Genomic DNA, 20,708 nt, shown 5'->3' with positions numbered 1-20,708 from the left:
ACGAAAAATCCCGCTTCAGCGGGATTTTTTATTCTATTATAGTTTCAATTGTAACTTTCATCGCTCCGGCACCTTTATGTTTGGTGATGTCCATAAAAGCTCTTTTAGACAAATCGATTTCGCGGGTTTTTACAAAAGGACCGCGGTCTGTAATTTTTACGATAACAAATTTGCCATTGGCTTCATTGGTTACCTTTACTCTTGTTCCAAAAGGAAGTTTTTTGTGAGCTGCTGTATAAGCGTTGTTGTTAAATCTGCTTCCGTTAGCGGTTCTTTTTCCATTAAAACGATCTGCATAGTAGGAGGCATGAGCGTTTTTTTTGTATGGTCTAAGTTTTAAACCTTTATCTGTAAAAACCGAATCTGGCAATGGAATGATAGTTGGTTTTAGATTTTTAACAGTATCTTGAATGATTTTAGGTTCTGTTGTAGGTTTGGTTTGGCTTATGACATAAGTAAAGCCGCTAATTAAAGTTAAAGCGATTGTGGCGAATAAAATATTTTTTTTATTTCTCATGGGTTATTTCTTTTCAGACTTGGGGGGAGTTTGTACAAATAATATGCCGAGATAAAAAAAGCCCTTGTAGGAGGGCTTTTAATTGGTTTTTTTTAGAACCAAAGATTCCAAGGAATTCTACTTAAAATAAGCAATAATCCTAATCCGTAAAAAATAGCAAAGGTTTTAAATTTAGCTTCACTATTGATTAATTTTTTATGTTTAGACCACCCAATAGTAATTAAGATGATGGCAATAATGTTAATTAGAGGGTGCTCTAATGATGTTAATCTTAATTCTGCATTAGACATTTGTCCAAATGCCGCTTTTCCTAGAGGAGAAACAAAATATAAGATTAAACCAATCAATAATTGAGTATGAGTTCCAATTAAAGCAAATAAAGCAATTTTACGATCTTTACCAGTAAACTCTTTTTTTGAAGTTACTCCGATGATAGCGTTAACCACTGCAATGACTAAAAGAAGCAACGCTAAATACGCCCAGCCAGAGTGAAATTTTTGTATAAAATTGTACATAAATGTTGTTTTTTGTTGAAAACAAATATAACAAAAAAGGGTATAAAAAAACGGCATTAAACTTAAAAGTCAATGCCGTTTTTATTATTTATTTAGATTCTAAATTCTTAGAAATCGTAACGTAAGCTAAAGTTCCAAGTTCTTCCGAAACCAAAGTATACTTTGTTTGCTGTAGCAACTCCATTATAAAGTTGACCATTTGAAGCATATGTTCCTAAAGCAGGATTTGTGCTACTAATGTTATCATCTGCGAAAATATTTGTGAATGACTCGTTGATATAGATTTTGTCAAATAAGTTGTTTATGTTCAATCTGAAGTTTAAAGCATTGCCTTTATTTGCTCCCCAGATAAATTTGTATGAAATACCTGCATCTGTAGTTGCATACCCTGGTAACTGCATTGCTCCTTTGTTTGTAGCACTTGCAAAGTTGTTAGGGTTAATGTTACCAAATAATTTGTCAAAGTAGTTAATGTTAGCATCAACATTTAATTTTGGCAATACTTCGTAAGCTGCACCAAGAGCCATTGTAGTTTGAGCATTGTTTCCAACCCTTACACCATCTAAATATAAAGTTTGCGCAGTTCCACCAGGGAAAGGATTGTTAGATGCGTCAAAACGGTTACTTGTAGCGTTTCCATCGTATTTCCAATCACCAAAAGAAAGCATACCATTAAGCTTCAATTTGTCAAGTAATCTTGCAGTTACGTCTAACTCGATACCTTTGTGAGTTTCGTTTACACCTTCAAAAGTATAGTATCCCCCAGGATTTGTAGCTTGATCTGCATCAGTACCAGGAGTAAATCTATCATCCCAAGTAGTATAATAAGCGTTTAAGTTAGCATTGAAAATTCCAGAACGGAAACCATACCCAACTTCAAGAGCTTTAACTTTTTCATTAGTAAGGTTATCATTAATAATAGAAGCATTATTAGGATAAACTGCATTGAAAAATGGTTGTTTAGAGTACATACCTGTATTTACGAATACATTGTGGTGTTCATCGATGTTGTAGTTTGCACCAACTTTCACGTTTCCTCCAGTAATGTTTTTATAATCTGTTTCAGAAAGAGGATCCGTTGTTAGGTATTTAAAATGATCAATTCTTTTGTATCCTTGTTGTGATACAGCTCCTTGAATAAAAGCAGTCAAGTTTCCTTTTGAGTATTCTAATTGAGTAAATGCTCCATAATAGTTAACTTCACTATCATTCCAGTAGTTAATTCTTTCTTGGTAATCTGTGCTAACAAATGGATTTCCACTTGGTCTTGCAGCATATGTTGTGCTGAAATATCCAGGGTTGTTATTTACGTCAGCAGTGTTTTTGTAGTTTGTAGCTCCAAATAAATTAATTAAGTTTTGGTAATGAATACCTTTGTAGTATCTTCCTTCAACTCCAATATCCCAAGTTAAATAATCAGATAATTTTTTATCAAAATTGATTACAGCTCCGTACCAGTTGTGTGAGTTAACAGATGCAATTTGAGAAAGACCTGTACTTAAGTTTGTAGCACTTCCTGAAGATGAGCTGTTTTGATATTGACCATCGGTCATAGTTCTAGATCCTAATGTTGTTGGTTGTCCTGAGTTCCAGGCTTGAATTAAATCAAAATTGATAAGACCATCAGCCGTTCTTAATGCGTTATTTGTAGAATATGCATTGTTTCCTTTGATACCACCGTTTGATGTAGCACCACCTCCACGACCCCAAGAGCCGTAAACAACAGTAGATAATTTAGAAGTATCATTAATGTCATAATCCCAGTTGAAAGACATAACAGGCTTGTGGTAGTAGTTTGTTCTTAAACTATATTCTTCACCGTTTTTGTAACCCCAATCAGAGTTATATTTAATGTTTGGTGTTTTACCATCACTTCCATATTTTAAGAAATCACTTAAAAGAGGAGAAGTTGTTCTTTGATCGTGCCATTGTGGAGCTCCAGTGAATGTAAATTCGAAGCTGTGTTTGTCACTTGCTTTGTATCCGAAAGCCATGAAGTAGTTATATCCTTCAAATTGAGTTCCGTCAACATACCCAGCACCTTCAGTTCTGCTAAATAAAACAGAAGCCGAGAGTCCGTTTTTCATTAATCCTGTGCTGTAAGAAGCTTGTGCTTTTACATAGTTAGCATTACCAAAAGTGGATGAAACTGATCCACCTTCTTTCATGTCAGAAGTTTTAGTAACAATGTTAATTGTTCCCCCTACTGAAGAAATTGCTAATTTAGAAGCTCCAAGACCTCTTTGTACTTGCATTGCAGAAGTTACATCAGATAAACCTGCCCAGTTACTCCAGTATACTGCGCTGTTTTCCATGTCGTTTACTGGAACTCCGTTGATCATAACCGCAATGTTTTTTTGGTCAAATCCGCGGATAGCGATTCTAGAATCACCAAATCCACCTCCAGCTTTAGAAGCATATACAGATGGTGTACTTTTTAATATCTCTGGAAATTCTTGAGTTCCTAATTTTTCTTGAATTTCCGCAGCTTTAATAGTTGAAACTGCTACAGGAGTTTTTCTGTCTTTAGCAACGTCAATAACGCTACTTTTTACTACGATCTCGCTCAATTCGTTTGAGTTAGAAACCAAAGTAATAGTTCCTAAGTTTGTAGTTGCGCCATTTGACACATTAAATTTCACAGTTTGGTTGTCATAACCTAAAAAAGAGATAACAATCTCTCCTGTGCTTGATGGTGAAGTAAGAGTAAATTTACCATCAAAATCTGTTGAAGTTGCTGTAGTAGATCCTTTGATCACCACATTTGCTCCTGGTAATCCACCTGTTCCGTCGGTAATTTTACCAGTAACTTTTCCTTGAGAAAATACGGTTGAAACTATCATAAAGAATAGTCCGGTCAGTAACCAATTTTTCATTTTCTTCATTTTGTTATTGAGTTTATTGTTTTTGGCAAAATTATAACAAATAAATCAGTTAATGTTATCGAAATGTTAAGAAAAGTACGTTTTGTTTTTTCTGTTGTATATTAAAATGATTTTTTCTTTTTTTCTTAAATATTATATTGAATTTTTTAATTTACAGAGGTGTTTTTTGTTAAAAACGCAATAATTCTATTTGTTTTGTAAGTGAAAAGGTCTAGATAAATGCTTTTTTTGTGCTTTTTGTCGGTTTTTTATGTAAAAAACGCCTTAATTTGATGAAAATTAAGGCGTTTTATAGTGTTACGAAATTCTTAAATTTCGGGTTTCTTATTTATTCTTCAAGAAGTGGTTTAGTAAAAATGAAGTCGAACTGTCGTGGTTTTTAACAGTCTTAGAATTGATTTCATCTAAGATAGAATTGGCCAATTGCTTACCTAATTCAACTCCCCATTGATCAAAACTGAAAATGTTCCAAATAACGCCTTGGACAAAAATCTTATGTTCGTATAAGGCAATTAAAGATCCTAAACTTTTTGGAGTCAGTTTTTGAATCAAAATGGTATTGGTTGGTTTGTTTCCTGTAAAAACTTTAAAAGGTTTTAAATAAGACGCTTTGTCTGCTGCAAGACCTTGTTTGTCAAATTCTGCTTGAACCTGCTCAGCAGTTTTTCCATTCATTAAAGCTTCAGTTTGTGCAAAAAAGTTCGACATCAATTTATCATGATGATCTTCATTACCATATAAAGGTTTAATAAATCCAACAAAATCTGTTGGAATTAATTTAGTTCCTTGGTGAATTAATTGGAAGAAGGCGTGCTGCGAATTAGTTCCAGGTTCTCCCCAGATAATTGTTCCCGTTTGGTAATTAACAGGTTTTCCGTCACGGCCAACACTTTTTCCATTACTTTCCATAAATGCTTGCTGTAAATAAGGAGCAAGTTTGTGTAGATATTGAGTATACGGAATCAAAGCTTCGCTTTCTGCGCCATAAAAATTATTGTACCAAACGCTTAATAAAGCTAAAATGACAGGAATGTTTTCGTCAAATTCTGCCGATTTGAAGTGCTCATCCATTTCGTGCGCACCGCTTAATAAATCATTATAATTGTCAAAACCAACTGCCAAAGCAATGCTTAAACCAACAGCGCTCCAAAGAGAAAATCTTCCTCCAACCCAGTCCCACATTGGGAAAACGTTTGCTGGATTAATTCCGAATTCGGTTACTTTCTGAATGTTTGTAGAAACGGCAACGAAATGTTTTGCGATATCTTCGTTAGAAGCAGATTTCAAAAACCATTCTTTGATAGTTTCAGAGTTTGAAAGTGTTTCTTGAGTGGTGAAAGTTTTAGAAACAATTACAAAAAGAGTTGTTTCTGGATTCAGTTTTTTGATGATTTCATTTACGTGATCACCATCAACATTTGAAACGAAATGTGTATTTAAATGATTTTTGTAAAATTGTAAAGCTTCAACAGCCATAACAGGGCCAAGGTCAGAACCCCCAATTCCAATATTGACGATATCAGTAAACGTTTTTCCAGTATATCCTTTTCTTTCTCCTGAGATAACTTCTTGAGTAAAATTTTTGATTTTATTTTTTACTTCGTAAACTTCTGGAATTACGTTTTCTCCATCAACTTTGATAACTGCCGATTCTGGAGCACGTAATGCAGTGTGCAAAACAGCACGATTTTCAGTCTGATTGATTAATGCACCGCCAAAATATTGTGCGATTGCATCTTTAAGTCCGATCGAATTTGCTAATTCTAATAAAAGAGAAACAGTTTCCTGACTAATATTATTTTTTGAATAATCTACTAAAAAGTCATTCCATTGCAAATTGAATTTTTCAGCACGTGCACTATCTTGTTGAAACAATTCTTGTATTGTGGTTTCGTGAATTGCGTTATAGTGGTTTTGTAGATTTTTCCACGCTTCAGTCCCAGTTGGGTTTGTTGTGTTTAAAGCCATTTTTATCTATAATTGAGTTTGTTCATTGAAACACAAAAATACTGAAATAACTTTTAAAAGGGTAGCGGTTTGCGATTATATAACAATTAGTTACGAAAACGTTTTATGGATTAAAAAAGCTTATAACGTGTTTTTATATTTAATTGAGAAAATCCCGAAGGGATTATATGTCTATAGAATAATTGCTCAATAAAACCAATACGACCCCGAAGGGGTCGAATAACTAACACGTCAAATATTTGGTTCTATAAATATTTGACTGCTCCGAAGTCATTTTTTTTAAATGAATGTTTTTTTATAACCGAAATCTACCAAAACTTCCACCAAGGCTTTTTATTGATATGAATAATTTTCTTTTCGGCGTCGACTTCGATTCTTTTTAATTCTTCAATTTTAATTTTAGAATCATCAAAAAACAATTCGCCGTTTTCGTTCATTCCGAGTGGAGATTTTGTTCTTTCTTTCCAGTTTTCAGTTTGTAATTCTGGAATTAACTCTGCATCGATTTTTTCGCGAAAGCGTTTTTGAGCTTTTTCAATAATTTCTTCTTCTAGATTTGAAGTTGAATTTTTAAAAAGTGAAATTGAATTGTCTGGAATATTTAAAAGGAAAACCTGTGTTTTATCTCCAATTTTCTGAATATCTAAAACTTTAAAATAGGCAATTGAATCTAAAAGAAAATGACCAATTTTTGCAGAATCAGGATTGAATTTTGATAAATCTTTTGGGTGAGAACTGGCAATCAAATATCTCAGATTTCCAGAAAGACCTCCGCCAATCGAACTCATGTCAGTAAAACCTTTTTCTTGAATGATCTGTCCGACTTTATAATTTAAAATTAAATTTTCTGGAAGAGTGGTATCTCTGTAGAATAACTTTAAACCAGAAAAAGTTTCATTGTAAATGGTTCTGAGACGTTCTTTTTTCATGATTTAAAAAGTTCTAAAAAATGATTTTACAGATTTCCAATACTGTCCAATTCTCTTTTCAAAGGTTCGATCTGGTTCATGAAACGAGTTCTGTCATTTCCAGTCAAAGATTCTCCAGTTGGAAGATTCAGTCGAAGCGCGTCTACCTGAACTCCATTTTTCCAGAAACGGTAACAAACATGCGGACCAGAAGCTAAACCTGTACTTCCAACCAAACCAATTGTCTGGCCTTGTGTAACACGCTGTCCGCGGCGAACCAAAATTTTAGACATGTGTAAATATTGCGTAGAGTAGGTTCCGTTGTGTTTTACTTTTACGAAGTTTCCGTTTCCAGCTGTATATCCTGTTGCTTCTACAACTCCAGAGGCTGTAGTTGAAATTGGTGTTCCAGTTGGAGCTGCATAATCGGTTCCTTTGTGTGCTTTCCAAGTATGCTGAACCGGATGGTATCTGTTCATGGTGAATCTAGAAGTGATTCGGCTGAATTTAATTGGAGTTTTTAAGAAAAAGTTTTTAAGGGTTTTTCCTTGATCATCGTAATATTCAATTTTTCCAGAAGTGGTGTCTCTTTCAAATGGAAAAGCATAGATGATTTTTCCTTTATACTCAAAAAATGCAGCTTCAAGATCTTCAACGCCATCGTAAGTTTTTCCGTTAATGAAGCGTTCTGTAAAAATTAATCCGTAACGATCTCCTTTTTTAAGTTTAAAGAAGTCAATAGACCAAGAAAATACTTTTGTAATTCTGCTAGCCAATGCTGTTTCGACGCTTTCGTTTCCTAAAGTTTCAGATAAAGAACTTTTTAAAACTCCACCAATCATTTTTCTTTTGAAAGTTACGGGTTTTATTTTTTTATAAGCTTTTGCAATGCTATCTCTTAAGTCAATAACATAGTAGCTAAGTGCGTCTGGCTGATAAATAAAAACTTGAAGATTGTTGGTTTTATTTTTAGAACGAAGTAAGGTAAAAGGTTTGCCGTAACGAATACTTCTCACATTGAAAGAATCTTTTACCTGCTCGACAATATCGTGTACTTTTTTGTCTCCGATATTTTGACTTTGTAGGATCGAGCCAAAAGAATCTCCTTTTGAAATAGTATCATTAACAATATTAAAATCTGCGTAATTAAAACCGAATTCTATTTTTTTGGTTGCTGGTTTAGTAATTTTTGCTTCTACTTTTTCTTCTGCTTTTTTACATGAAAAAATAGAAAACAAGACAATTAAAATTACGACTGCTTTTTTCAAACTTTTTGGATTTTTGTGGAGAGATTATTCTTCGTTTTCATTTCCCCAATTGGACAATTCTTCTTCGGTCCACAATTTAGGAAAAAAGATGCGTCTTTGGTATTTTGGATGCATATATTTTTGCCAGTCACTTCCGCCCGTTGCTTCACCGTTACCTTTTCCGCTTTCCAAAATATATTTTCTAGCCGTATTAAGGTGCTGCATTACCCAAGTAATATTTACAGTTTTATCGTAATGACGCATAGCATCAATCAATTCTACATTTTGCTGGTCTTCAATCGGTAATTGGGTGAATTTCTGCCAGATATTTTTTGTTTTAAAGTCTGACATCTGTCTTAAAAACTGAACTTTATATTTTTTCTCAAACTCATTTAGCAAATATGATTTTTCGCCAGTGTGATAATCTTTTCCGGCAGCTTGCCAATATAAATGTTCGAAAGAAGTTTCTAAATCGGTGTTTTCGTCGAAGTTTGCTTTGTATCTGCGGTCTGTTAAATTGATAACGTCAGTAGAAGCAAACTCGATCATGCGATATTGCGCGCTCTGAAAACCACTCGCAGGAGTAAGCGTGTTTCTGAATTTCATGTATTGGTCAACCTCCATTCCGTTTTCCATAATGCTGAACGAATTGGTAAGCATGTCAAAATATCTTGTAATTCTAGATAATCTTTCGCTGAAAAAATCAACTTGAATATTTTCTGTATCGGCAATCTGATCAATTTCCCACAAAATCATTTTAAAGATTAATTCATTTACCTGATGGTACATAATAAAAACCATTTCGTCAGGAAGTGTGGTACGCTGAATTTGCAGATTTAAAAGGGCATCGGTCTGGATGTAGTCCCAATAGGTAATAGGTTTAGACCAAAGCAATCCTTCTAATTGAACATCAGTTTTTTGATTTATGGCTTGAAATTTTAGGTCAATTTCTTTTAAAATCGCTTCAGAATTATCTGTAGGGTTCATTATTTTTTTACTTTAAGTGGACTTTGTAATCCTTTATATTCGTCGAGATCAGCTTTAAGAGAACCTACGGCTAAATCTGCTTTTATTCTAATAGGAACTTTGTTTACATCGTCTGTTATCCAGAGTGTTAAGCTCTCTTTTTCTTTAAATACTCTGCCTTTCTGTACCAATGGTTTGAAGACCATCGTAGAAACGGTTCCAAATTTAGTCGTAATATCTTGACGGCCTACATATTTTAACTTAAATTTTGTGATTTCATCATCAAAAAACATGTCGACTGTAATGGCTTCGCCAGATTTAAGTTTGTCGATGTTTGGATGGTTTCTTAAAAAATAAAAAGCAGAAACAATATCTTGTACTTCTTCTGTTACAATAATCGTTTTTTCTGATTTGCGTTTATAGTCTTTTACTAAAACTCTATTTTCATTTTGATTGAAAAAACCTTCTTGATTTTTAGTGTAACCGCCTTCGTCAATTTTTCTAACATAACGATATGGTTTACCCGTTTCTTTGTCAAAATAGCTCTCGTATAGATCTTCTACTTTAAAGAAAAATTTGGACATTCCGGTTGTGTAACCTTTTCCAACAGAGTGAAATACCTTTTTGTTGTTTATTGTCGCATCTTTAATTTCAAGAGTGGCGTAACCAGCATTTACAATTCCATAATGTATTCTAAATTTGAAATATTCTCCAGTATCGAAAGCAGTTTCCTTTTGCGGCGCAAAGGCAAGTGTTGTTAGTGCTAATATAGTGAGGATGAGCTTTTTCATAGTACATTCTTTACGTTTTATTATAAAGATAGATAAATGCAAATTCTATTCCAAATGTATGAAAACAAAAAAACTCAGTCAAAGATGACTGAGTTTTTATGCTATTAACTAACCAAAAAACTATAAATTATGAAATTTATATCAATTCGGAAGGAAACCACCCCTTCCTGATTTGCGAGTGCAAAGATAGATAGAAAGTTCAAAAAACAAATAGCCAAAGTCAAGTTTAACATAACATTTGCAAAAAAAGCATCGTTTTTTAAAGAATTATGCTGTTTTGTATATGAAAATTAACATTTTACAGCGTTCCTCTCAATTCTTGCTCTCTTTCAATCGACTCAAAAAGGGCTTTAAAGTTACCTGCACCAAATCCTTTTGCACCCATTCTTTGAATAATTTCGAAGAAAAGTGTCGGTCTGTCTTGAACGGGCTTTGTAAAAATCTGTAATAAATAGCCATCTTCGTCAGCGTCTACCATGATAGCAAGCTTCTCAATTTCGTTCAAATCTTCTTTCATCATATCCATATGAACACCCAATCTTTCTGGAATTGCTTGATAATAAGTATGAGGAGGAGCAGATAAAAATTCAACACCACGTGCTCTAAGTTGTGATACGGTTTTAATAATATCATCTGTTGCAATAGCAATGTGCTGAATTCCAGGTCCACCGTAGAAATCTAAATATTCTTCGATCTGAGATTTTTTCTTTCCTTCTGCCGGTTCATTGATTGGAAATTTAATTCTTCCGTTTCCGTTTGACATTACTTTACTCATCAAAGCAGAATATTCGGTAGTAATTTGTTTATCATCAAAAGATAGGAAATTCACAAATCCCATTACATCTTCGTAGAATTTTACCCAAGTGTTCATTTCGTTCCAACCTACATTTCCAACCATGTGGTCAATGTATTTTAATCCAGTTGATTCTGGGTTGAAGTCAGATTTCCATTCTTTGTAACCTGGTAAGAAAACACCATTGTAATTTTTTCTTTCTACGAAAATGTGAACGGTTTCTCCGTAAGTATAAATTCCAGAACGAACCACTTGACCAAATTCATCTTCTTCTACAGTTGGTTCCATAAAAGAACGCGCGCCACGTTTCATGGTTTCTTCGTAAGATTTTGTAGCGTCTTCAACCCAAAGTGCTGCTACTTTTACTCCGTCACCATGTTTTTTCAAATGTTCGTTTATCGGAGAATCTGCCGTTAAAGGAGTAGTCAAAACAATTCTAATTTTGTCTTGTTTTAAAACATAAGATGCCCTGTCTCTAACTCCAGTTTCCAATCCAGCGTAAGCTAGTGACTGATATCCAAATGCAGATTTATAATAATGTGCCGCCTGTTTCGCATTTCCCACATAAAATTCTACATAATCTGTTCCTAATAATGGAAGGAAATCTTGTGCTCCTTCAAATATTTTCTCTAATCCGTATTCTACTGATTTTACTTCTTTTGACATAATGTTTATTTTTTAAATCGATTTTTTGATGAATCGAAAGTGTTGTTTTTTTGATTGTGTTTTTTTACCGCAAAGAGCGCAAAGTTTTGTTTGAGCTAGATTTTGTAAAATCGAAAAAGAACGCAAAGCTTTGCGGACTTAGTTTGATAAAACTTAACTAGAAAATCTTTGTGAACTTTGCGAAAATCCTTTGCGGACTTTGCGGTTAAATTCGGCTAGCTACTCCGTCCAGGATTTGTAATATTTCCCATCATCAAGACCCATTGCTTCTTCAGTAACCATAAGCGGTCTGAAAGTGTCAACCATAACAGCTAATTCCTGAGTTTCTTTATGACCAATGCTTCGTTCCATTGCGCCTGGCGCTGGTCCGTGCGGAATTCCTTTTGGGTGTAAAGTAATATGACCTTGCTCAATATTATTGCGGCTCATAAAATCGCCATCTACATAATATAGAACTTCGTCAGAATCTATATTGCTGTGATTGTATGGCGCTGGAATCGCTTTTGGGTGATAATCGTAAAGTCTTGGGCAGAATGAACAAACTACAAAAGCAGCTGTTTCAAAAGTCTGATGTACCGGAGGCGGTTGGTGAACACGTCCCGTTATAGGTTCAAAGTTGTGAATTGAAAATCCGTAAGGAAAATTGTAGCCGTCCCAGCCTACAACGTCAAAAGGATGTGTGGCATAAATCACTTCATGAATCATTCCTTCTTTTTTGATTTTAATTAAAAAATCACCTTTTTCGTCATGCGTTTCCAATTCGTTTGGCAAAATAAAATCGCGTTCGCAAAATGGTGAATGCTCTAAATGCTGACCCGATTGGTTTTTATAACGTTTTGGAGTATAAAAAGGAGTGTAAGATTCTACATAAAATAATCTGTTTTCTGTAGTTTCGAAATCAATTTGGTAAATAATACCGCGCGGAATAATTAGATAGTCACCATATTCAAATGGAATGTTTCCTAACATGGTTCTTAATTTTCCTTTTCCTTTATGAATGAAAAGCATTTCATCGGCATCGGCATTTTTGTAGAAATAATTTCGAAGCGATTCTTTTGGAGCGGCCAAACCAATAATGCAGTCTTTGTTGACCAACATGGCTTTTCGGCTGTCTAAAAAGTCGTTTTCAGGTTTTAATTCAAAACCTTTAAAAAGAAGTGATTTTATATTTTTTCCGATTGCAATTTTAGGTTCAACCGAATAAGAGTTTAGAATTTCTTTAACCTGTGTTGGTCTGTGTACATGATAAGACAATGACGAATGACCATGAAAACCCTCTGTTCCGAACAATTGTTCGTAGTAAAAACCTCCGTTTGGTTTTTCAAATTGGGTGTGTCGCTTTTGCGGAAAGTCTCCGAGTTTATGATATAATGGCATGGCTTTTTCAATTAGATAATTTATAAATTAGATAATTAGAAAATGTAAATTGTGAACAGATAATCAGCTCATTTTCTAAGTTGGCTAATTATTCAATTCATAGTATTACTCAGGATTTCTCTTGATGAGGAATTGAAGATACTCTAATAAACCTGTCCATTTTGTTTTCATTATAACAAATGTCGTAATTTTTTCGAAGTAAAAATAAAAATTATATTATTTATAACTAAAAAATGTTCTGATTTTTTTGATTTAATTTTTACTAAGCAAAAAAATAGCTTGATTTTGTTGAAGTATTCTCTGTTATAGTACTAAAATAAGAATCCGATGCTAAACCATGTAAAGCTTTTTGACATTTCTGGAGACCAAGATTGTTTTACTTCTATCGGGCCAATAATAGTTTCTAAACCGTAACCAACTGCATAACCCGTATATTTTGGCATAGAAACCCAGTCAACGGTAGAAAAAATGTCATTTCCGAGATTGGCAAAATTCGCAGATAAATTAATATGGTTCTTTCTAAGAATTTCGTAATCGAGTGTAATGCCAGTTTTGATATAGCTGTTACCCGCAATACTTAAAAAGTCATAACCGTAAAAATAATTGAAGTTGTTGATTTTGTTATAACCGTAACCGCCTAAAATAAAGTCGAAAAACGGAACACTGCTATTTCCGAAAGTAAAACCTGCATCGGCATCAATCTTAAAAGTGGCTTTTCTAAATAAAGTATTGACAAAAGAAACTTCAGCTTTTGCAATCGAAAATGGTTTAAAAGTATTCGTATAATCTGAAGATGCCATATAAGTCTGCAGATCTGTAGAAAAATACAATCCAGAACTTGGGTAATATTTTTCGTCAAGCGAATCGTATTTTAAATATGCAAAGGCACTAAAATAACTGCTCTTGTCAATTATATTATCTTGATTGGAAAGTGTCGGCGAATTGATTTTTAGGTATTTGTATTCTAAACCTCCGCCCATTAAAAACTTCTGGACAAAAATAGTCTGAAAATAAGCTTGATTGTTGACATCCATAAAATCAACATTAATAAGGTTGACATTTGGAGTTTCGTTTAGAATGTTGCTCAAACTTGTCGTTACATTTCGATTAAACTGACTTAGTCTAGAACGGAAACCAAAGCTGATATTAAAACCATTTTCGACATAATAATTAAAATCATATCTGAAATTATCTCCTAAAATAATATCTAGAGAAGTAACATCATTTTTTAAAAAGGTCTTTTTATGCGTAAGATTTAATAAAATGCCACTTTTATAAAGTCCGTCATAGTGAAGTCCAAGTTTTAAATAAGTCTGCGTTGGATTTTCTTTTAAAACCAAATCAAGATCGTCCTTTTCGCCATTTGGCTGAAGACAATACGAAATGGTGCTAAAGTTTTGTGTTGCATTTAAGTTGTTTATTCCGGCTTTTAGCCCATCATAAGTTATGGTACTTCCAGGTTTAAAACGAAGTTTACCGCGAATATATTCTTTCGTATAATTTTCTAATCTGTCGGTATTAATGTTTTGAATTTGAATGGTATCTGATGCAATTTTTAACTTTGGTTTTTTATAAAAGTTATTTTCATCAGTCAAAGATTTTATTTTTTCATAAACAGCAAAAGCGGCTTCTTCTCCTTTTCTGATAATTTCTTCTCCTCGGTCAAATGAAATAACACCAAAATCACGAATATCGGGTTTGATATAAATATCAGTTTCCTGTCTTTTGCCTTTCATTTTTTCAATCGACTGGAGATTGGTAATTTGGACCAAAATTCTGGTTGCGTTTTTTAAGCCTTTTCTATTTTGCAAATCATCTTGCACATCTACACCAATAATAATGTCTGCACCGAGATTTTTCACTTCTTGAATTGGGTAATTGTTTACTACACCACCGTCAACCAAAAGTTTTCCGTCAATTTCAACGGGTGTAAATAAGGACGGAAAAGCTGCGCTCGCCATCATGGCCTGAACCAAATTGCCTTTATTGAGCAGTACTTCTTCGCCAGTTTCAATATTGGTTGCAATACATAAAAATGGAATTGGCAAGTTGTTGAAATCTCTAACGTGACGTACGTTTCGAGTTAAACTGCTTAAAAGATTGTAATTGTACATCCCTTTTGAAAGTGCTTCTGGAATTCCAATTCTGAAATTGCTGAAAGGCAGAGATATGGCATATAATTCGTCATTTTTTTTGCCGTAAAAGTTTTTTGACGAACGTGGAATATAATCGTTTATTAATTCGTCGAAATTGGTTTGTTTGAAAATTGAATCAATTTGCGAAGCATTGTATCCAGAAGCATAAAGTCCGCCAATTACAGATCCCATGCTGGTTCCGCCGATATAATCAATTTTGATTCCGGCTTCTTCCAAAACTTTCAAAACTCCGATATGCGCAAAACCTTTGGCACCGCCACCACTTAAAACCAATCCGATTTTGGGTCTTTTAACACTATCTTTTTTGATTTCTTGAGCATTTATTTTCTGTGAAAGTAAAAATGTGCTGATGAAAAAGAGTGTTGACACGCCCCAGATGGAAATGGAAAACTGCGAGAGGCAAAAGGTTATTTTTTCCTGCCAAAAAAGAGCGACCCAAGAAGCTCCTTTTTTGGTATTGGAAAAAAAAGCTTTTGACCGAGTATTTGAAATGGACAGCTGGAATGGGCGCATACAAATTTTAATTGGTTTTGTAAAAGTCGACAATTTTTTTGGCTTTAGAAACCCCTATCACTGCTGAAATTTCCTTTTCTGTTGCTAATTTTAATCTTTTAACACTCTTGAAATGTTGAATTAACGTTGTCATGGTTTTTTCTCCGATTCCTGGAATGCTTTCTACAGAAGAATTAAGCGCGGCTTTGCTTCTTTTATCACGGTGAAATGTGATTCCGAATCGGTGCGCTTCATTTCTTAACTGCTGAATGACTTTTAAAGTTTCTGATCTTTTATCTAAATAAAGCGGAATTGAATCGCCAGGATAGAAAAGTTCTTCGAGGCGTTTTGCGATACCGATGATAGTAACTTTTCCGCGAAGTCCAAGTTCGTCAATACTTTTTAAAGCTGCGGAAAGCTGCCCTTTTCCACCGTCAATAATTATTAATTGCGGTAAAGGTTCGTTTTCTTCTAATAATCTTTTATAACGTCGGCCGACAATTTCGGTCATCGAAGCAAAATCGTCTGGACCTTCAACGGTTTTTACGTTAAAATGTCGATAATCTTTTTTACTTGGTTTTCCGTCTTTAAAAACAACGCAGGCCGCAACAGGATTGGTTCCCTGAATATTCGAGTTATCAAAACATTCTATATGTCGAGGCTCAACAGGCAGACGCAAATCTTTCTGCATCTGAGCCATAATTCGGTTTACGTGACGATCTGGGTCTACAATCTGCAATTGTTTCAATTGTTCGATTCGGTAGAATTTAGCATTTCGAATCGATAAATCTAAAATCTGTTTTTTGTCGCCAAGCTGCGGAACAGTGATTTTGATATTTTCGCCCAAATCCAATTCAAAAGGAACAATAATTTCTTTTGATAATAACTGAAAACGTTCACGAAGTTCTACAATTGCTAATTCTAATAATTCTTCATCGCTTTCGTCCAGCTTTTTTTTCATTTCTAAAGTATGAGAACGAATAATCGAACCGTGTGAAATCTGGAGAAAGTTTACATAAGCCGCACTTTCGTCTGAAACAATCGAAAAAACATCAATATTGGTAATCTTCGGATTTATAATTGTCGATTTGGATTGATAATTCTCGAGAATATCAATTTTTTCTTTGATTTTTTGCGCTTCTTCAAACTGAAGATTCTGCGCATAATTGGTCATTAACTTTTTGAAGTCTTTTAAACTTTCTTTGAAGTTTCCTTTCAAGATTTCGCGAATGGCATTGACTTGTCTTTGATATTCTTCCAAAGGTTCTAAACCTTCGCAAGGACCCTTGCAATTGCCAATATGATATTCTAAACAAACTTTAAATTTTCCTGAATTAATATTCGATTCGCTCAAATCGTAAGTGCAAGTTCGAAGCGGATATAATTCTTTAATCAAATCCAAAATAGTATAGACCATTTTGAAATTGGTGTACGGGCCAAAATATTCTGAGCCGTCTTTGACCATTCTTCTAGTTAAAAATATTCTAGAAAAAGGTTCTTTTTTAATGCAGATCCACGGATAACTTTTGTCATCGCGAAGCAAAACATTGTATCTCGGCTGAAGTGTTTTAATTAAATTGTTTTCTAATAAAAGCGCATCGGTTTCGGTTGGAACTACGATGTGTTTTATAGTCACGATTTTTTTTACCAAAACATTCGTTTTAGCGGTATCGTGAATTTTATTGAAATAGGATGAAACCCTTTTTTTTAAATTTTTGGCTTTGCCGACATACAAGATTTTCCCATCTTTATCGTAATATTGATAAACGCCAGGATTATCAGGCAAAGTTAAAATTTGAAGATCTAAGGCTGGTTTTTGCATTCTATTTTGTTTCTGAAGATTGTTCGAGAAGCTTTTCAAAAATCATTCCGATTTCCAAAAGAAGCTTAACATTGAATTAGTTTCAAATTTACAAAATCAAAAGAATAATTTCTATATTTAGATTTTATAATTCTACATGAAAAATAGTACTCCATTGGTTATTTTTGGCGAATCGATTTTGCCGGGAGAACACCGAACGATAAACGTCGAAATTGCTCGGCTGCATACTACAACAAAGCTGAATATTCCTGTAATTGTGCGCCGTTCCAAACATGAAGGCCCAACCATTTTATTTTCAGCGGGAATTCATGGCGACGAAATTAATGGTGTTGAAGTTGTTCGTCAGATCATCAGTAAAAAAATAAACAGACCTGCTCGCGGTACAATAATCTGCATTCCGGTTATCAATATGTACGGTTTTGTCAACAAATCTCGAGAGTTTCCAGACGGACGCGACTTAAATCGTGTTTTTCCAGGGAGCAAAAAAGGTTCTCTTGCCAGCCGTTTTGCGTATCATATTGTCGAAGAAATCTTACCGATTTTAGATTACGCAGTCGATTTTCACGCGGGCGGAGCGAGCCGTTTTAATGCACCGCAAATCAGAATCACAGAAAATAATCCTGAATTGAAAGTTCTAGCCGATATTTTTAATGCGCCTTTTACGCTTTATTCTAAAAATATAAGTGGTTCTTTTAGAAAAACTTCTGAAAGTGCCAATGTAAAAATGCTTCTTTTTGAAGGCGGAAAATCTTTAGACATCAATAATGAAATTGCCAATCAAGGTGTTTTAGGCACAAAACGTCTGCTTCATTATTTAGAAATGCTAGATTCTAAACAAATTATGGAACCTGCATTAACGCCAACTATTTATATAAAACAATCGGTTTGGCTTCGAGCAAAATGTTCTGGTTTGCTGCATGATTTTAATCTAGTTGGAAAATTTGTAACCAAAGGAACTATCTTGGCCATAATTACAGATCCGTTTGGGAAGTTTGAACAAAAAGTAAAAGCGCCTCATGATGGATATGTAATTAATGCCAATCATTCGCCAATTGTGTACGAAGGCGATGCTATTTATCATTTATCTAAAACGCCCGACTATGCCGACGAGTAAAAAAGAACTTCGAATAGAATATAAAAATTTGCGTAAAGCGCTTTCTTTTGATGAAATAGAGGAGAAGAGTCTGGCAATTGCGAATCAATTAATTCAAATGCCGATTTGGGATAAAATCTATTATCATGTTTTTCTCCCAATTGAAGAGCAAAAAGAAATAAATACCGAATATATTCTGCATTTACTTTCTGGAAAAGACAAAGAAATCTTGATCTCAAAAAGTGATTTCGATACCAGAAAAATGACTCATTTTCTTTTAACCGATAATACGAAAATCAAAAAGAACGAATATAATATTCCTGAACCTGTTGACGGAATTGAAGTTCCTTCTTCTAAAGTGGAAGTGGTTTTCGTGCCGCTTTTGGCTTTTGATGTTTTCGGAAACCGAATTGGTTACGGAAAAGGTTTCTATGATAAATTCCTAGCGGAATGCAAACCAGAAACAATCAAAATCGGACTTTCTTTTTTTGAATCGGTAAGCCAGATTGATGATGTTTTTGAATCGGATATTAAATTGGATTTCTGCGTAACGCCAGAGAAGATTTACGATTTCCGATAATTCTTTTCCGCCACGAATTCACGAATTTATTTTGAAAGAATTAAATAAAAAATTCGTGCGAATTGGTGTAATTCGTGGCAAAAAAATCAACACAAAGATTTTCGGCAAAAAAAATTAAAATAATTCGTGAATTCGTGGCGAAAAAAAATCTACGCTACATACCCTTTAAAATCTAGGTTTCTCCATTTTTGTTTCCTGTAAGAAAAACGTTTGTAATTTTTTGGCACGATTTTTAGCCTTCGAAAATTGCAAATAATCGCCTCTAGTAAATCCGGAATGCTAGTCCTTATTTGAAGCCGATAACCCATTTATTAATTTTTAAAAATTTACTTTATGAGAAATCTTAATTTCTTTATGATGGCATTCCTCGTACTTACTATTTTCAGTTGTAAGAAAGCTTACGCTCCAGACGAGGCCGCAGAAGCAATGGACATGACAGTTGTTGCAACCGATGAAATTCCAGCAGAAAATTATGCCGCCGATCCTAATACAGAAAGCTACGCAGCGTTAGAAGAAAATCCGTTTGAATCTCCGCTAAAAGAACCGCTTTCTACTTTTTCTATCGATGTTGATAATGCATCTTATACCAATATCCGCCGATTTATAAACGAAGGACAGAAAGTTCCAAAAGATGCTGTTCGAGTAGAAGAAATGATCAATTTTTTCAAATACAAATATCCGCAGCCAGATGGTGAGCATCCGTTTGGTATAAATACAGAATACAGCGATTGCCCGTGGAATAAAAACAGCCGATTGCTAAAGATTGGCTTGCAGGGAAAAAACATTCCAATGGAAAATTTGCCGGCTACTAATCTGGTTTTTTTAGTTGACGTTTCAGGCTCAATGGATGAACAGAATAAATTGCCACTGTTGAAAGAATCGATGAAGATATTAGTAAAAGAACTTCGACCAATTGATAAAGTTTCGATTGTTGTATATGCAGGTTCTGCGGGAGTGGTTTTAGAACCAACTTCTGGCGATAATAAAGACGAAATTATAGAGGCTTTTGACGATTTGCATGCAGGTGGAAGTACAGCTGGAGGTGAAGGAATTGAACTTGCGTATAAACTAGCGCAACAAAATTTTATTAAAGAAGGAAACAATAGAGTGGTAATTGCTACTGATGGTGATTTTAATGTTGGCGCTTCTTCTGATGATGATATGCTGAAATTGATTGAACAAAAAAGAGAATCTGGTGTTTTCTTGACCGTTTTAGGTTTCGGAATGGGCAACTACAAAGACAGCAAAATGGAGATTCTAGCCGATAAAGGAAATGGAAATTATGCTTACATTGATAACATTCAAGAAGCGAATCGTTTTCTTGGAAAAGAATTTAAAGGGTCAATGTTTGCTATCGCGAAAGATGTAAAAATCCAAATCGAATTTAATCCGAATCATGTTCAAGCCTATCGATTGATTGGTTATGAAAATCGCAAACTAAATGCAGAAGATTTTAAAAATGACAAAATTGATGCGGGAGAATTAGGAAGCGGACATTCGGTTACGGCACTTTATGAAATTGTTCCGATTGGTGTAGAAAGTGATTATGTTCCGTCGGATCTAAAATATACTAAAACACAGAAAGTAGCTGAAAATCATAGTGATGAATTGGCTACAGTGAAATTTAGATATAAAAAACCTGATGGCAATAAAAGCATTGAAATAGTTAATGTAATTGCAGATAGGAAAACGGACCTAGCGAATAGTTCTCAAGATTTCAAATTCACAACAGCAGTTTCTTGGTTCGGATTAAAATTGCGCGAATCAAAATATATTGCCAAAAGTTCAAGTTCGGATATTAAAAGATTGGCAAAATCGGGTTTGTCAAACGATGAAGAAGGGTATAGATCTGAATTTTTAAGATTGGTTGATGCGGTGAATTAGTTATTAAATTCCAAAAAAGAAAAATTCCAAATTCCAATTGTTTTGGAG

Annotated in this window: 15 protein-coding genes; 3 read left to right on the top strand and 12 right to left on the bottom strand. The window is 34.2% G+C overall.

Annotation, left to right across the window (positions count from 1 at the left end):
* Positions 1-28 precede the first annotated feature (28 nt).
* From AC3E9W_RS01160 to uvrC, 12 genes are all read right to left on the bottom strand, one after another.
* Positions 29-517 carry a septal ring lytic transglycosylase RlpA family protein gene (locus tag AC3E9W_RS01160; protein WP_306153569.1) on the bottom strand — a complete coding sequence of 163 codons (489 nt, stop codon included), beginning with the start codon at positions 515-517 and terminating at the stop codon, positions 29-31.
* A 92-nt stretch (positions 518-609) separates the two neighbouring features.
* Positions 610-1,032, bottom strand: a complete 423-nt coding sequence (locus AC3E9W_RS01155) for a hypothetical protein (RefSeq protein ID WP_488766361.1) — start codon at positions 1,030-1,032, stop codon at positions 610-612.
* 107 nt (positions 1,033-1,139) lie between these two features.
* The gene (locus tag AC3E9W_RS01150; protein WP_488766360.1) at positions 1,140-3,908 is read right to left on the bottom strand and encodes a TonB-dependent receptor; all 2,769 of its coding nucleotides are present in this window, start codon (positions 3,906-3,908) and stop codon (positions 1,140-1,142) included.
* 333 nt (positions 3,909-4,241) lie between these two features.
* A complete protein-coding gene (gene pgi, locus AC3E9W_RS01145) occupies positions 4,242-5,885 on the bottom strand; it encodes a glucose-6-phosphate isomerase (protein WP_488766358.1) in 1,644 nt (547 codons plus the stop codon).
* A gap of 308 nt (positions 5,886-6,193) precedes the next feature.
* On the bottom strand, positions 6,194-6,814 hold the full coding sequence (locus tag AC3E9W_RS01140; protein WP_488766356.1) for a hypothetical protein: 621 nt from the start codon (positions 6,812-6,814) through the stop codon (positions 6,194-6,196).
* 26 nt (positions 6,815-6,840) lie between these two features.
* On the bottom strand, positions 6,841-8,061 hold the full coding sequence (locus tag AC3E9W_RS01135) for a peptidoglycan DD-metalloendopeptidase family protein (RefSeq protein WP_306153559.1): 1,221 nt from the start codon (positions 8,059-8,061) through the stop codon (positions 6,841-6,843).
* A gap of 24 nt (positions 8,062-8,085) precedes the next feature.
* On the bottom strand, positions 8,086-9,027 hold the full coding sequence (locus AC3E9W_RS01130) for a tryptophan 2,3-dioxygenase family protein (RefSeq protein WP_488766354.1): 942 nt from the start codon (positions 9,025-9,027) through the stop codon (positions 8,086-8,088).
* Positions 9,027-9,797: a DUF3108 domain-containing protein gene (locus AC3E9W_RS01125; RefSeq protein WP_306153555.1), complete on the bottom strand. Its 771-nt coding sequence runs from the start codon at positions 9,795-9,797 to the stop codon at positions 9,027-9,029. The genes AC3E9W_RS01130 and AC3E9W_RS01125 overlap by 1 nt, the downstream gene beginning before the upstream one ends.
* A gap of 298 nt (positions 9,798-10,095) precedes the next feature.
* On the bottom strand, positions 10,096-11,256 hold the full coding sequence (gene hppD, locus AC3E9W_RS01120) for a 4-hydroxyphenylpyruvate dioxygenase (RefSeq protein WP_488766352.1): 1,161 nt from the start codon (positions 11,254-11,256) through the stop codon (positions 10,096-10,098).
* A gap of 219 nt (positions 11,257-11,475) precedes the next feature.
* Entirely contained in the window at positions 11,476-12,633 is a 1,158-nt protein-coding gene (locus AC3E9W_RS01115; protein ID WP_488766351.1) for a homogentisate 1,2-dioxygenase, read from the bottom strand.
* A gap of 311 nt (positions 12,634-12,944) precedes the next feature.
* Complete coding sequence (locus AC3E9W_RS01110; RefSeq protein WP_488766349.1) at positions 12,945-15,302, bottom strand: patatin-like phospholipase family protein; 2,358 nt, start codon at positions 15,300-15,302, stop codon at positions 12,945-12,947.
* A 7-nt stretch (positions 15,303-15,309) separates the two neighbouring features.
* A complete protein-coding gene (gene uvrC / locus AC3E9W_RS01105) occupies positions 15,310-17,103 on the bottom strand; it encodes an excinuclease ABC subunit UvrC (RefSeq protein WP_306153546.1) in 1,794 nt (597 codons plus the stop codon).
* Positions 17,104-17,239: 136 nt separating this feature from the next.
* On the opposite strand from uvrC, the gene AC3E9W_RS01100 reads away from it, so the two are divergent.
* The 3 genes from AC3E9W_RS01100 (at position 17,240) to AC3E9W_RS01090 (ending at position 20,660) form a co-directional block, all read left to right on the top strand.
* Positions 17,240-18,217 carry a succinylglutamate desuccinylase/aspartoacylase family protein gene (locus AC3E9W_RS01100; protein ID WP_488766346.1) on the top strand — a complete coding sequence of 326 codons (978 nt, stop codon included), beginning with the start codon at positions 17,240-17,242 and terminating at the stop codon, positions 18,215-18,217.
* On the top strand, positions 18,204-18,776 hold the full coding sequence (locus AC3E9W_RS01095; protein ID WP_488766345.1) for a 5-formyltetrahydrofolate cyclo-ligase: 573 nt from the start codon (positions 18,204-18,206) through the stop codon (positions 18,774-18,776). The genes AC3E9W_RS01100 and AC3E9W_RS01095 overlap by 14 nt, the downstream gene beginning before the upstream one ends.
* Before the next feature lie 333 nt (positions 18,777-19,109).
* Complete coding sequence (locus AC3E9W_RS01090) at positions 19,110-20,660, top strand: vWA domain-containing protein (protein WP_488766344.1); 1,551 nt, start codon at positions 19,110-19,112, stop codon at positions 20,658-20,660.
* The last annotated feature ends 48 nt before the right edge of the window (positions 20,661-20,708 follow it).

This window comes from Flavobacterium sp. 38, from assembly GCF_057799715.1.
This window is presented reverse-complemented; position numbering and strand designations above follow the sequence as displayed.

Coding starts and splice junctions, on each gene's coding strand:
- AC3E9W_RS01160 (WP_306153569.1), bottom strand. CDS start 517: ATGAGAAATAAAAAAAATATTTTATTCGCCACAATCGCTTTAACTTTA.
- AC3E9W_RS01155 (WP_488766361.1), bottom strand. CDS start 1,032: ATGTACAATTTTATACAAAAATTTCACTCTGGCTGGGCGTATTTAGCG.
- AC3E9W_RS01150 (WP_488766360.1), bottom strand. CDS start 3,908: ATGAAAAATTGGTTACTGACCGGACTATTCTTTATGATAGTTTCAACC.
- pgi (WP_488766358.1), bottom strand. CDS start 5,885: ATGGCTTTAAACACAACAAACCCAACTGGGACTGAAGCGTGGAAAAAT.
- AC3E9W_RS01140 (WP_488766356.1), bottom strand. CDS start 6,814: ATGAAAAAAGAACGTCTCAGAACCATTTACAATGAAACTTTTTCTGGT.
- AC3E9W_RS01130 (WP_488766354.1), bottom strand. CDS start 9,027: ATGAACCCTACAGATAATTCTGAAGCGATTTTAAAAGAAATTGACCTA.
- AC3E9W_RS01125 (WP_306153555.1), bottom strand. CDS start 9,797: ATGAAAAAGCTCATCCTCACTATATTAGCACTAACAACACTTGCCTTT.
- hppD (WP_488766352.1), bottom strand. CDS start 11,256: ATGTCAAAAGAAGTAAAATCAGTAGAATACGGATTAGAGAAAATATTT.
- AC3E9W_RS01115 (WP_488766351.1), bottom strand. CDS start 12,633: ATGCCATTATATCATAAACTCGGAGACTTTCCGCAAAAGCGACACACC.
- AC3E9W_RS01110 (WP_488766349.1), bottom strand. CDS start 15,302: ATGCGCCCATTCCAGCTGTCCATTTCAAATACTCGGTCAAAAGCTTTT.
- uvrC (WP_306153546.1), bottom strand. CDS start 17,103: ATGCAAAAACCAGCCTTAGATCTTCAAATTTTAACTTTGCCTGATAAT.
- AC3E9W_RS01100 (WP_488766346.1), top strand. CDS start 17,240: ATGAAAAATAGTACTCCATTGGTTATTTTTGGCGAATCGATTTTGCCG.
- AC3E9W_RS01095 (WP_488766345.1), top strand. CDS start 18,204: ATGCCGACGAGTAAAAAAGAACTTCGAATAGAATATAAAAATTTGCGT.
- AC3E9W_RS01090 (WP_488766344.1), top strand. CDS start 19,110: ATGAGAAATCTTAATTTCTTTATGATGGCATTCCTCGTACTTACTATT.